Source organism: Virgibacillus dakarensis (genome assembly GCF_900155625.1).
Lineage (GTDB): Bacteria > Bacillota > Bacilli > Bacillales > Amphibacillaceae > Lentibacillus_C > Lentibacillus_C populi.
Genome location: NZ_LT732554.1, coordinates 706,723 through 719,726, shown reverse-complemented (window position 1 = coordinate 719,726; position 13,004 = coordinate 706,723). Strand labels below are relative to the sequence as shown.

16 protein-coding genes are annotated in these 13,004 nt (G+C 38.9%); 13 read left to right on the top strand and 3 right to left on the bottom strand.

Features of this window, described 5'->3' with window-relative positions; all coding sequences use genetic code 11:
• Window positions 1-50: 50 nt before the first annotated feature.
• The 7 genes from CZ382_RS13095 to CZ382_RS13075 all read left to right on the top strand — a co-directional run bounded on the left by CZ382_RS13095 (window position 51) and on the right by CZ382_RS13075 (window position 5,507).
• The gene (locus tag CZ382_RS13095; protein WP_088053468.1) at window positions 51-830 is read left to right on the top strand and encodes an MBL fold metallo-hydrolase; all 780 of its coding nucleotides are present in this window, start codon (window positions 51-53) and stop codon (window positions 828-830) included.
• A 133-nt stretch (window positions 831-963) separates the two neighbouring features.
• Window positions 964-1,116, top strand: a complete 153-nt coding sequence (locus tag CZ382_RS24260; RefSeq protein WP_235000430.1) for a hypothetical protein — start codon at window positions 964-966, stop codon at window positions 1,114-1,116.
• 375 nt (window positions 1,117-1,491) lie between these two features.
• Entirely contained in the window at window positions 1,492-1,647 is a 156-nt protein-coding gene (locus CZ382_RS23770; protein WP_159457800.1) for a hypothetical protein, read from the top strand.
• A 1,085-nt stretch (window positions 1,648-2,732) separates the two neighbouring features.
• Window positions 2,733-2,897 (top strand): putative holin-like toxin, encoded by a 165-nt coding sequence (locus CZ382_RS24810; protein WP_155554620.1) that lies wholly within the window; start codon window positions 2,733-2,735, stop codon window positions 2,895-2,897.
• 396 nt (window positions 2,898-3,293) lie between these two features.
• Window positions 3,294-3,671, top strand: a complete 378-nt coding sequence (locus CZ382_RS13085) for a hypothetical protein (RefSeq protein ID WP_088051657.1) — start codon at window positions 3,294-3,296, stop codon at window positions 3,669-3,671.
• A gap of 196 nt (window positions 3,672-3,867) precedes the next feature.
• Window positions 3,868-4,776, top strand: coding sequence for an ABC transporter ATP-binding protein (locus tag CZ382_RS13080; protein ID WP_088051656.1), 909 nt, complete (start codon window positions 3,868-3,870; stop codon window positions 4,774-4,776).
• Window positions 4,773-5,507 carry an ABC transporter permease gene (locus tag CZ382_RS13075; RefSeq protein WP_088051655.1) on the top strand — a complete coding sequence of 245 codons (735 nt, stop codon included), beginning with the start codon at window positions 4,773-4,775 and terminating at the stop codon, window positions 5,505-5,507. The genes CZ382_RS13080 and CZ382_RS13075 overlap by 4 nt, the downstream gene beginning before the upstream one ends.
• A gap of 311 nt (window positions 5,508-5,818) precedes the next feature.
• On the opposite strand, the gene CZ382_RS13070 is transcribed toward CZ382_RS13075, so the two are convergent.
• Window positions 5,819-6,274 carry a VOC family protein gene (locus tag CZ382_RS13070; protein ID WP_088051654.1) on the bottom strand — a complete coding sequence of 152 codons (456 nt, stop codon included), beginning with the start codon at window positions 6,272-6,274 and terminating at the stop codon, window positions 5,819-5,821.
• Between the two features lie 77 nt (window positions 6,275-6,351).
• Between CZ382_RS13070 and CZ382_RS13065 the strand changes: the two genes are divergently transcribed.
• The 6 genes from CZ382_RS13065 to CZ382_RS13040 all read left to right on the top strand — a co-directional run bounded on the left by CZ382_RS13065 (window position 6,352) and on the right by CZ382_RS13040 (window position 11,638).
• Window positions 6,352-7,260, top strand: a complete 909-nt coding sequence (locus CZ382_RS13065) for a helix-turn-helix transcriptional regulator (protein WP_088051653.1) — start codon at window positions 6,352-6,354, stop codon at window positions 7,258-7,260.
• 404 nt (window positions 7,261-7,664) lie between these two features.
• A complete protein-coding gene (locus tag CZ382_RS13060; RefSeq protein ID WP_088051652.1) occupies window positions 7,665-8,117 on the top strand; it encodes a DinB family protein in 453 nt (150 codons plus the stop codon).
• Window positions 8,118-8,251: 134 nt separating this feature from the next.
• Window positions 8,252-8,932 (top strand): response regulator transcription factor, encoded by a 681-nt coding sequence (locus tag CZ382_RS13055; protein ID WP_200809530.1) that lies wholly within the window; start codon window positions 8,252-8,254, stop codon window positions 8,930-8,932.
• A gap of 83 nt (window positions 8,933-9,015) precedes the next feature.
• Window positions 9,016-9,939 (top strand): ABC transporter ATP-binding protein, encoded by a 924-nt coding sequence (locus CZ382_RS13050; protein WP_088051651.1) that lies wholly within the window; start codon window positions 9,016-9,018, stop codon window positions 9,937-9,939.
• Window positions 9,932-10,693: an ABC transporter permease gene (locus tag CZ382_RS13045; RefSeq protein ID WP_088051650.1), complete on the top strand. Its 762-nt coding sequence runs from the start codon at window positions 9,932-9,934 to the stop codon at window positions 10,691-10,693. Before CZ382_RS13050 ends, CZ382_RS13045 begins: the two co-directional genes overlap by 8 nt.
• An 18-nt stretch (window positions 10,694-10,711) precedes the next feature.
• Window positions 10,712-11,638, top strand: a complete 927-nt coding sequence (locus tag CZ382_RS13040) for a sensor histidine kinase (RefSeq protein WP_088051649.1) — start codon at window positions 10,712-10,714, stop codon at window positions 11,636-11,638.
• A gap of 243 nt (window positions 11,639-11,881) precedes the next feature.
• Here CZ382_RS13040 and CZ382_RS13030 read toward each other — a convergent pair whose 3' ends face one another.
• Complete coding sequence (locus tag CZ382_RS13030) at window positions 11,882-12,259, bottom strand: group-specific protein (RefSeq protein WP_088051647.1); 378 nt, start codon at window positions 12,257-12,259, stop codon at window positions 11,882-11,884.
• 18 nt (window positions 12,260-12,277) lie between these two features.
• Window positions 12,278-12,823 carry a GNAT family N-acetyltransferase gene (locus CZ382_RS13025; RefSeq protein ID WP_088051646.1) on the bottom strand — a complete coding sequence of 182 codons (546 nt, stop codon included), beginning with the start codon at window positions 12,821-12,823 and terminating at the stop codon, window positions 12,278-12,280.
• Window positions 12,824-13,004 lie beyond the last annotated feature (181 nt).

The following is a 13,004-nucleotide window of genomic DNA, read 5'->3' as shown; positions in this document are numbered from 1 at the left end:
GTTCTTTCCAAATTAATACCCCCATTTTATGGAAGGAGGTCTTTAAAACGATTAAGGATTCGTGGTTTACCGTTCAGGAAATCGATCGCTTTACATTTGCAATCAGCGAATATGGTCATTGGGAGAAAGTGCATTCATTTTTATTAATTGGGAAGGAAAAGGCAGTGCTAATTGATACGGGTCTTGGTATTGATAATATAAAAAGAATAACCGATCAGCTTACGGACTTGCCCATCACCGTTATTACGACACATGCTCATGCAGATCATATCGGAAGCCATAGTGAATTTAAAAGGATCTATGTCCATGAGAAGGATGCTGACTGGCTAATAAACGGCATTAAGGGATTACCTATAGAGCAAATAAGAAAAAATATAAACCGGGACATTACCATACCTCCTCCCGAAATATTTGACCCTAATACATATACGCCGTATCAAGGAGAGCCAGCGGGATTTGTAGCAGATGGGGATGTTATTGATTTAGGAAATAGAAAGTTGACCATACATCATACTCCAGGGCATTCACCAGGTCATATATGCGTTTTTGATGAGAACAACGGGTATTTGTTTACGGGCGATTTACTTTATGATGAAACTCCTGTGTATGCTTTCTATCCATCAACGAATCCTGTTGATTTAGTTCGTTCCCTGGAAAGAATAGCAGGGATGGGAAATGTTTCCATGGTGTACGGTTCTCATAACACCTTGGGCCTTGATCCGGAAATTTTAGAAGAAGTAAAACTGGCGGTTACGTTTCTAAAAGAAAGAGGCCTTGTTAAATTTGGCACAGGGATTCATCGGTTTAACGGGTTTAGTGTTCAGTTCTAACGCTGTATAACGGGACAATCAAAAAAATGTGGTTTCGGGTAACAAATAAAGTAATGAAGTGGGGGGATCGGTCGTTTATGTTTTGGTTACGTCTTTTATAATTATATTTATGCTTCACAATTTGGAAGAGATTATGACGATTGAAGGATGGTTTAAGAAAATTTATCCTCGGATTAGCAGGAAGATTCCTTCATTTGCACAAAAAGAAATGAAGAAGTTTGAAGACATTACCGCAGCACAGTTTTCTGCCGTTGTTTTTGTGTTTCAATTGCTTCCTCTATCCTGATATTGATAGCGGCGATAACACAATATTATTTTTTGTTTTTCGGGTTAAACCTTTTGTTTGCTATAAATATGTTTACACATCCGTTACAAGCTTTATATTTATTATTCCTGATCATCCCCTATAATATTGTATTTTTTAATTACTTTTCCAAAGCCGGATTTTTAACCATGAATACGATTTTAGGTTCATTATTGGTTATGTTATTTCTTATTTCAGTATTCTTTCTTAGTCATAAAGTTGGGGAGAAATGGGGTTAGACAGACTGTTAGAACCTTAAAGGGCGCTTTTCCCTAATTATAAAGAAAAGTGCCAATATCGTATGTAATGGTCATATTGTTCAGCTATTATCTTTTGGCTAGAAGGGAGATGTGATTTTTGAATTGGCCCCTTCCTACAGGTTTAACAATCGGAACTTTTATAGGTACTTATATAGTAACGCAATCTTTTGTGCAAGCACTCTTTGGAGCAATAGGTGCATTAGCTGCTGGAATCGTGATTTCATTTTTAATGCGAAACAAAAAACGAAATTAACCGCCTGACAATAATCTAGTGCTTTTAATAAGGGTATTAGAAGAAATCGGCACTTCCGATTTATAGCAGCTAATTAATGCGATGTTGAAACATTTCCCGTGTAAGAATCGTATCTCTACAGATGTTGGAACAAATATTTGGAGTAGAACAATTGATTGAATCTAAAAGTGGTTATGCAAGGTATGAACCTCATGATTCCCCGGAACATGACGTAAGTAAAGCCGCCGTTATAAGATTAACAACTTCCCTATCAGATACGCTGTCACAAGGATGAAGAGAAAGACAACTTTCAGGAAAAGGGGGTAAAAAAGGTTCCGATCATCAAAAAACGATAATCGGAACCTTTTTACGTTATTTTGGCATGTCCCAGCCTTTATGCGTTTTGCTATTTAATTTCTTGTACAAGTTGTTTACATTGTGACCACAGACAGCAGATAGATGCACGTACCAATTACAGCTGCGCCACCGGACATCCATAGAAATTCAGCTTTGTCCATTGTGCTTAGTTATTTTCCAGGTTTTCAGTTTTCTGAGTGCGGGGGGTTGAATGAATAGTTTCTTCTTTTCCGTTATGCAAGATTGCGACGTTATGAATGTGTCCTTCCATTTTGCATCCTCCTAATAGCTTATGTTAAATTTTATAATCATTATTACGAATTCGTTACAATATTACGATTATGTTACATTTATTATCTCATTTTGAAATAAATTTGTAAAGGTTTATTTGAAATTGATTGATAGAACGGAATAAATGCTATATTCGAATTGGATTAAATTGTGAAATCAATAGAATCGAAAAAGGAAGCACCTATTTAAGGGGGGTTTTTGAATGCTGAAATGGTTTAAAAGCGATGGACAATAAAATGGATATAGTTGTCAGTTTCGGGGGTGTCGGTAATTATCTGTTCATTGTCAACAGGATGTATAAAGCATCTTGTTGGTGAAAACGGCTTTTGAGTGGATAATCACATCAGGTTGTTTACCAGATAAAGATTGCCTTTCATATTCCATATGAGGGCTTTATTTGTTGAAAATTAAGATACTTCTTTAAACTCCCGAAACAAGTGATATAATGAAAACAAGCAATGATCGCGTTTTCCTCAAGGGAGGTCGGCGCATTCCTGACGGTTGTAGTGCCATACGATACGCTGCAACGAAAGGGGGTGTTGCCTATGTCTGTTTTTGAGACAATGGTTTTAATGATCGCTTTCGCAACACTCGTTGTGACGATTATAGACCATAAAAAATAGACCTCCCTCGGATTACCAGGCCAGTGAGGTCTATTCCTTACTTGCGCCGACCCCTCTTGAAGGGGAGCGATTCATTGCCGACCGAAGATATTCGCGTATCTTCGGTCTTTATTAGCTTATGCCTTTTTCTTGTGTCTATGTTTATTATAACACGAAAAAACGATTTGCAAACAAAAAATATGTTGTTGTATGTGTGTACGTTCTTAACAGCCACAATAAAGCTAGGAAATGGATTTTGAAGAAAATTTGTAATTTATCCTGACTTTTCTATAATTAATGGGAACTTTTTTCGGGCACGGACGTTATACAATTAATAAACTAAAATTGGACCAAATGCTAAAGTGGGTTTATCGGATATATTGTGACTGGTAAAGTAAAAAAGGAGATTTCATTATTATGTTTAAAAGGTTTTTAATGGTTTTTCTAACTTTAATCATTGCTGTTGCGGCGGTTTTTCTGGCTGCCAAACATCCCACAGGTCCTAACACAGTTTCATTCGATGAGCCTGCTGGTTTATGGATATCGATTGGAATGATCATAGCACTCTTTTTACCGCCATTGATTTTATCTTTATTTAGCAATCGTGCCGTGATCATTCTATCTGCAGTGTATCAGGCGTTTGTAGTGATTGCATTTTTAGGAATTATACCGATTGGATTTCTTTTTCCTAATAATGCTGGGGTGAGCATTATTGCGGGATTAGGGGCTTTAGTGAGTATAGCCAGTGTTGTTGTCACCTTAAAATCAAGGACGGTTAAAGAGGTCAAATTTTAGGTTAGTGCAAACAGGAGCAAGAATGGGCATTTCAGGCAGTCCACTTTACCGGGTGCAAAAAGAAATACTCCGGAATGAGCCGTTTGTATAAGTATTAATACAATGAAGAAATGCCGCAACATGGGGAATTCTACACCTAAAAATTTTGCAATATTAACAATGGAGTGAACAGTAAACAATATTGGGGGTTTGTGTGGTGTCTAAAGTGATAACGTTAGAAAATGTATCAAAGAGGTTTGGTAAAGTTCAAGCAATTAATAGCGTTTCTATTTCGATTGAAAAAGGTGAAACTGTAGCGATTCTTGGACCGAATGGAGCGGGAAAAACAACAACTATTTCGATGATGTTGGGACTGCTTGATCCAAATGAAGGAAAAGTGGAACTCCTTGGGAAAAGTCCAAAACAGGTAGCTGTTCGAAATAAAATTGGTGCGATGCTGCAGGAAGTAAGCGTAATGGATATGCTCAAGGTTCATGAAGTTTTAACAATGTTTCGGAGTTATTATTCATCGCCGCTCTCTATGGAAGAACTGATCGCTCTGACAGGACTGGAGAAAGCTGACCTAAAGAAAAAGGCGGATAAACTATCTGGCGGGCAAAAAAGGAGATTAGGTTTTGCGATTGCCCTTGCAGGAAACCCGGATGTCATTTTTTTCGATGAGCCTACTGTTGGATTAGATACAACGGCTAGAAGGAAGTTTTGGAATAAGGTAGAATCATTGAAGGAAAAGGGAAAAACGATCATTTTTACAACACATTATCTTGAGGAAGCGGATGATTTCTCGGAGCGGATTATCCTGTTTAATAATGGGGAAATCATTGCCGACGGTGAGCCGGAAGATATTAAGCGCAATCTTACGACAAGGAGCGTTTCCTTTGAAACAGAGGATCAAGATGCCATTGCGAAAATGGAAACAGTAGATACCGTTATGCGATGCTATGAAAAAGATGGCGTGGTCTATGTCGTCACAGAGGATACAGACTTTGTCTTATCGGAATTGTTTCGTTTAAACATTTCCGCTAAAAATATTCGTATTAATCAAGGCAGACTGGATGATGTTTTCGAGCAATTAACAGGAGATAAAGAGGAGGCGGAAGCAGGGTGAAAGGAATTCTGACACAATGCAGGTTTGAAGTAATACGTATATTTAGAAATCCATATTATGTATTTTGGTCCTTAATGATGCCGATCGCATTTTATTTTATCTATACGAATGTTTTCAACACGGAACTCCCAGATCAAGATGAATGGCAGGCACACTTTCTAATGTCTATGACCACCTTTAGTGTAATGGGTTCAGCGGTCATGAATTTTGGCATCCGTATGGTTCAGGAGCATACGCAAGGGTGGGCGAGGTTCATGAAAATCACCCCGTTTCCTTCCTGGGCATACTTTTCAGCAAAGATGTTCGGTCAAATGATCATGCACTTATTATCCATCATCGTCATTTTTACTGTTGGGTCTATTATCAATGGAATTGCGTTAACGGCAGGACAGTGGATAGCTGCGGGCGCCTGGATACTCATTGCCTCCATCCCATTTTTAGCATTAGGATCATTAATTGGGACAATGAAAAAGGTGGAAACCGCAAGTGGTGTTAGTAACATTCTGTATTTAGGTTTGGCTATTTTAGGAGGTATGTGGATGCCAATGGAAGCATTTCCGCCGCTCTTACAAAATATTGGTGAGTGGTTACCGTCCTATTACTTTGGCAGCGGCGCATGGGAAATTGTACTTGGAAACCCGCCAGAATTGCTTAGTATTGCTATGTTAATTGTATATATGGTTGTTTTTATGTATTTGGCTATATTTATCCGGAGGAAGCGGCAGGTGTAGGAGCGTTCACATGACTTATGGGATTATTTACATTGTTTTGGTAGATTAAGCCCTGCTTGTTTTAGGGCAACAAAGTACTGTCCTTAATAATTTGGATGTTGTGCTGCAGTGTTTAGTATTCCTTCCTACTATATATTCTTTGCCCATTTACATGCCTATTTCTAAATGAAAGGCTCATACGATAATAGAAATAAAACAGACCCTGAAATCCCCCAATCATATAGGATCTTCAGGGTCTGTTATGGAAATACTGTCTTAGTGTGGGTGTTTCGTCAAAATGTTGGCGAGACCCAAACTCTAATAATACAAATTTAATTTACGAAACTATCTAGAAATTTACTCGCCTCACTATTAAATTTCCACATTACACCAAATTTATCGACTAACATTCCAAAACTTGCTGACCATGGCGTAGAAGATAACGGCATGATCACAGTACCACCTTCTGAAAGCTTTTCAAAAATTTGTTTATTCATTTCTGGTTCAGCATCAATGATACTGATTAAGACGGTATTCCCCTTTGTGACTTCGCCTGTCACAGCTTGCATAGAAGGCAGTACATCAGAGAGCATTAAAATATTCCCTGAAAACTCAATACGAGATTCCATAATCATATTTTGTTCCTCTTCCGTTAATGGAGTGTTTGGATCTTGACCAAAAGCACCAAATCTCACCTTTTTTACACTTGTTACTTGTAATGCCTTTTCATAATAGGTTAACGCTTCTTCTGCCTTCCCATCAAATTGTAGATAAGCTATTGCTTTCATAATTTATTTCCTCCTTTTCATATTTGAAGTATAATAGAACATAGGCGACAAGTGTATGTCGTATATGGGAGGATAATATGAAAAAAATTGAGAGACTTGTCTCGATAGTTATGATCTTGCTACAAAAGGAAGTTGTTTCGTCATCAGAATTTAGTCGACTTTTTAATGTAACTAGACGAACGATTCAGCGTGATATGGAAACATTAAGTTATGCAAACATCCCTATTTATGCGAAATATGGTGCTGAAGGAGGATATGCGCTAATGGAAGAGTATAAATTCGATAAACGATTATTAAATAACAAAGATATTGAAAATATACTCATAGCTTTAGGTGGTTTTGAACAACTGATTACGAATCAAGAAATTCAAACCACTATTCAAAAAATCAAAGGAATGACCAGCGCAGATATTTCTCCAAAACTTGATTTAACTTTTTATGATTGGCCAGGAAGAAGTCAAATCAAAGAAGATATTTTATTTATCAAGCAAGCAATTGAGAATAATTGGTTAATAAAGTTTGATTATGTGGATCAAAAAGGAAACAAAACGTATAGAGTCGTAGAACCCTATAAGATACATTTAAGCGAGATGCATTGGTATCTATTTGGTTATAGTTTAGAACGGAAGGACTATCGAACGTTTAAATTGACGAGGATATTAAATATCCAAAAAGACGGTTTTTTTGTCCCAAGGTCTGATAAGGAATTTAAAGAAGAAAAACAACACAATGAACAACAAAATTTGGTTAGTGTACAGCTATTGGTAGATGTTGCTGTAAGAGATCAATTTATTGAGAGATACGGAAAAAATGCCGTTACAAAAGCGACTACAAGAAGTTACCTTACGACAATTGAATTGCCTAAGAATCAATTTGCCTACCAGTTTTTAGCCGGCTTCGGTAATAAAGTTAAAATTATGAAGCCAAAAGGTTTTATTGCTAAATATTTAAACTTTTTGGAGGAAGCAGCGAAGCTTTACAAATAAAGTGTTCATAGATCGGCTTCGAAGAGTACTAGATGGATATCAAACGTTCTAAATTCAATTCTCATTTCCTTTCCTCAATAATTGATTAGGCGCTTTTTGGCATAGGAGCAGCTGGTGTAATTGTTGCAGTTGTAGGATTTGTTATCCTTATTGCAGAAAAAATTATGAGCCAAAAAAAGTGATGCAACAAAAAGTTAACGATCTTGAAAAGGAAATTAAAACTTAAAAAATAATAAATGCTGAGGTGCTTGTACCGATCGAGTGCCATTCTAAATACGATCGAACCATATAATGGAATAATAACGTCAGATTTAAAAAAGGAATTAAGTTGTTCCATAACGAATTATGTTTAAAATGGGTTTTTTACGTTCAGATGGAAGACCCAATACGAGGGAGGAAATAATATGGGACAAGCAAAGCAAATGATGAATGAATGGTTGCAACATCGGCATGTGTTGGAGGAATTACTGGAATCCATCGATGACGAACATATTGACTTCAGGCCATGGGGAGGGGCAATGGCACTTGGTGAACTGGCATTGCATATTGCTGGATGGAATGACGTGTTCGTTTCAATGGTCAAAACAGAAGAGTTTGCTTCACCGGACATTCCTGAATGTAAGACGATGGGAGACGTGCGCAAAGCTGTAAAGGACTTCACGAAAAAAACAAAGCTTACATACGAATCATTGACTGATGCAGAGTTGGAAGCCGAAAATAATTCATCGCACCCGAAACTTCAAGGGTCTAAGAAAAGGTATCTTACTGCAATGTATGATCACGAGATTCACCATAAAGGCCAAATGTTTGTTTACGCACGCATGGCAGGAGTGAAAGAAGTCCCGTTTTTTCGCTAATTATTTTTAACCTGTAATTGGAAGGATGATTTGGTGAAGGAGATATAATAATTGAAGAAGAGAAAAGCGGAAATATTACTTTATGATTATGCGGGTTTTAGGTTTTGCCGACCTGGCTTGTGGGAGGTAAGCATGTGACCACGATCCTTATTATAGAAGATGATAACGACATTCACCGAATGCTGGCAGATCTGCTGTATAAAAATGACTATCGTACCGTGTCCGCGTTTTCCGGCACCGAAGCGTTAAGACTTTTTGAAACCAATTCCTTCGACCTCGTGCTACTCGATTTAATGCTGCCGGGTTTACCAGGGGAGGATGTATTACAAAAAATACGGGTTATCTCTAAAGTGCCGATTATCGTGATTACTGCAAAAAAGGATAAGGAAACGACCGTACATCTATTAAAATTAGGTGCCGATGATTATATCGTAAAGCCTTTTTATCCTGATGAACTGCTGGCAAGAATCGAAGTCCGCTTTCGGCAAATTGAATCGGTACACGATAAGGATAAATTGAGCTACAAAGATATAACGCTAGATCCTGAAACACATATCGTCACGGTGAACGGAACGCAACTTTCATTCACCCGGCGCGAATTTTTAATCCTTAAACTGTTTATGCAACATCCACATAAAGTCTTCTCCAAGGCTAATATTTATGAAACTGTATGGGGAGACGAGTACTTCGGCGATGATAACACTGTCAGTGTCCACGTTAGTAAAATTCGCAGTAAACTGGAGCAGGCAAGTCCTGAATCGGAATATATTAAAACGGTTTGGGGAGTTGGTTTCAAGCTGGCAGATGACATTTAAGACTTTTTTAAAGGTTTCTTTAAAGTGTTTTATAAAATTTCCCATATCTTAAAGACATCACATCAAAAGGAAGGTGTCTTTCCATGCAGAACCACGTATTACGGACGTTTGATTTAACTAAAAAATACCGCGAACAGGCTGCACTTAACCATGTCAATATGACGATTGAAAAAGGAGATATTTATGGATTGATCGGGCGAAACGGCGCTGGGAAAACGACATTGATCCGTATGATTACCGGCCTTGTCGCGCCCAGCGAAGGATCAATTGAATTATTTACACAAACAGTAGAGAGTGCAATCCGCCATCATCGCCGAAGAATAGGGAGTATCATTGAATCCCCCTCTCTGTATCCGTCATATACAGCTTATCAAAACATGAAAGTTAGACAGCTAACGTTAGGAATACCTGACGAGAAGCGTATCACAGAGGTTTTAAACACAATTGGCTTGGCGGATACTGGCAATAAGAAGGTGAAGAACTTTTCACTGGGGATGAAGCAGCGACTTGGACTTGGTCTTGCCCTGCTTTCCAATCCGGACTTTCTCATTCTGGACGAGCCGACGAATGGACTTGATCCGGAGGGCATTAGGGAAATGCGCCATTTGCTTAAAGAACTAAATGAAAGCTACAATATTACTATACTGATTTCCAGTCACATTCTAGGCGAATTGTCCAAGATTGCAACACGTTATGGTGTGATTCATAACGGAGACTTTGTCGATGAATTTACGAAGAGAGAACTTGAAACACGCTGCCGTCAATATTTACGTGTACAGGTAGATCATATTGAAAAGGCGACCTTCGTTTTGGAAAATAAATTACAGATAACCGATTACGAGGTGATGGATGAGGAGACCCTTCATATTTACGAGCTTCTTGACAGGTCAGGAGATATTTGTCTTGCTTTTGCTCAGGATGGGGTGAAGGTAGCTACAATTGAATCAAAAGGGGACGATCTGGAAAGCTACTTTTTAAACCTGATGGGAGGTCTTCAACATGCTTAATGTCATACGTGCGGACCTTTATAAACTCAAACATCTGAAGTCTTTTTACGTCGTTATTGTCCTAAGTGCATTTTTTGATTTTGTGATTCTTGCTGATCTGAGCAGCTATCCGGACAGCTACCAATCAACGTATGGCAACTTCCTGCAAATTGTATTCTATCCTTTTACTGTATGGCAGTTTATGCCGATGGTTTTACCACTTGCACTTGGTATATTAATTTGCCTTTTTGTTACCAATGATTTTTCGTATGGAACGATGAAAGATCCGGTGACACTCGGCCATAGCCGTTTTAGTGTATTTTTTTCAAAATGTCTTGTAGCAAGTATGGCAACAGTCATTATCCTTATCATCTGCATGATCGTGTCGATATTCACAGCCTTCTGGATGTTTGATGGATTAAGTAGTATACCCGGCATCCAAGACATTGTTCAATTTGGTACGCGTACCTTGCTTGAAATCGGATTATCAGTTGCTTTGGCTGTCCTGTTCACAACGCTTGCATTTGTCATTAAACATACAGCAGTTGTGATGGCTGTTCATTTCAGTGTTGCTCTGTTTGTTACGATGATTATCGGCGCCGTCTTTTTGCCAGGCAGTTCTTTTTTCTATGCATGGCTCGCCACTGCTATGGTAAAAGTCAGCAATGGCATTAGTATTGAAATGGCGGGAACAACACTTGCTGTCACTGTCATTTATCTGATGGTTTCATTTGTGGTCGGATATAGCGTTTTTGCAAACCGTGATATGAAATAAAGAAGGGAGGCGGATAACATGCTATTTGTCATCATTGTACTTGTGACTGCACTTGGGGTATTATCCGCCTACATATTGGTGTATAAAAAGCAAATAGAATCTCTCTCCAAACAGCTTGATTTTGTTCATCACAACGATACGAACCAGCATCTCGAACTTTTCCTGCAAGCGAATGAACTGCAAAGGCTGGCGAAACGCCTCAACGCCGTTTTGATACATTCACGGGATGAAAAAGTGACGCTATACAAAGCAGAACAAGCTTTTAGAGAGGCAATCACCAATGTTTCGCATGATTTGCGGACACCTCTTACCTCTGTCGTTGGATATATTGATATGCTTCAGGACGGAAAAATAACAGATGTTGAACGGGATGAATATTATCAGATTGTAAAAGAACGGATTCACCATCTCGTGCAAATGCTTGATAACCTGTTTGAGTTTGCCCGTATCGAGTCCGGGGAACACGCACTGGCATCTGAAAAAATCGATGTCGGTCAAACATTTCTGGAAACGATCTATCCTTTTCATTACGATTTTGCTGACAAAAAGGCAGAACCCCAGCTAATTCTTCCAGATGTTCCAATTTACATCATCGGTGATGCGGAGGTACTGCGGCGTATATTCGAAAATGTAATCCGGAACGCCTTAACTCACGGAGAAGGTGATTTTAAAGGGAAAATTGAAAAAGCAAACGGTAAAGCGGTGATTCATTTACAAAACCATGCTCCCAACTTGCAAGAACAGGAAATCCAAAATCTGTTCAAACGCTTCTATACAACTGATCCATCTCGCCATCGAAAGACAACTGGATTGGGACTGTCAATCACGAAAGGTTTGGTTGAAATGATGAATGGGGAAATCAAAGCAGAAAAGCAAGGGAATGAATTCGTCCTGACGATCCGGTTTGATCTCTTGTCTAGTCACAATGGCCACGTTCGGTTCTAGTGTTCAGTTGCTATTGTGCAGTACCTGCGTTCAAATGATAAGTCAACATCGGTTACTGGGGTTGATATAATTCTGTACGTGTTAAGATTCCGTGCAAGGGTTGAAGTTTTGCACACGGGTTGATAGTTTCCTGCACAGGCTGATGTTTCCCATACGCGTTGATATTCCCACACGACAGCTGAAATTTCCCTTTCCAGCCCAAGGAAGTCCCACTACAACCGCACCCTTGCACCTTTATTCCTCCTACACCAATCCAATCGTGGAAATAAAATCATCCTTCTTCCCGTGAAATCGTTCCACACCTTTAACAAAGTAAAATGAGGGGCAAGAGACGGGATCAAGCGCTTCTTCAGAATAAATGTAGACGCGCTTCCCTAAAGCAAGTGCAATACCAAGCTCGGTATGGCTCCCTTTGCCACCGGGAAGCAGCAGAATAAAAATATCACTGGAGGCAACGGCGTTTTTCTCTAGCTCGCCTGTCGACTGCAATGTAGCGGGTGTGTCGGCACGTACATTTTTCGTCCAGTCGTATGTTTGACGGAAGCCTTTTATAATAAGCTTTTGTGCTATATACCTGACCAAATTCTTATTCGAAAAACTTGACGCTATATAGAAATCCATCGAAAAAGCATCCCTTCTCTACTGTGCTTCCCACTCACTTGCCAGCATCCCGTAAACAACGTGGTCGACATAATGGTCATATAACCATTCAGCCTGACGAATCAGTCCTTCCTCCATGAACCCCAGCCGTTCAGGTATTGCCCTGCTTTTCTTATTTTCATATGCGGCACGGATCTCAACCCGATTCAAGCTTAATTCTGAAAAAGCGTAATCAATTAGTGACCGGACTGCCCGTGACATAATCCCTTTCCCTTGGAAATCCGTGGCCAGCCAATAACCAATCTTGCCAATTTTATTTGTCCAATCAAAGCTATTAAAACCAATAATACCTGCAAGTTCATGTTGATACATAATTCCTGCGTGAAGTCCTTTTTTGTCGTCGTATACCTGTAGTGTATGTTCAATGAAGGATCGGCTATCGTCAACTGTTTTTGTATTATCCACCCAGCCAAGCCATTCCCGCAAACTTTCCCGGGATTGATCCGTTAATTGAAATAATGCCTGTGAATCCGTTAATACCAATAATTTTAATGTAATTTCCTCATCAACCTCTTGATAAAACATGGAAACACATCCCTTACGAATAAAATAGGTTATATGATATTGTATCACAAAGTCCAGGTAAGATATTACTTTAATTTTCAAGATTGATGCCACTTCCTTTGGTGCTGTAAACGATTATATAGAAGAAGGCTTTTTATCTTTATGGCATTTCTTGCAGGAATTCCTCGGTGGTATGTAGTAA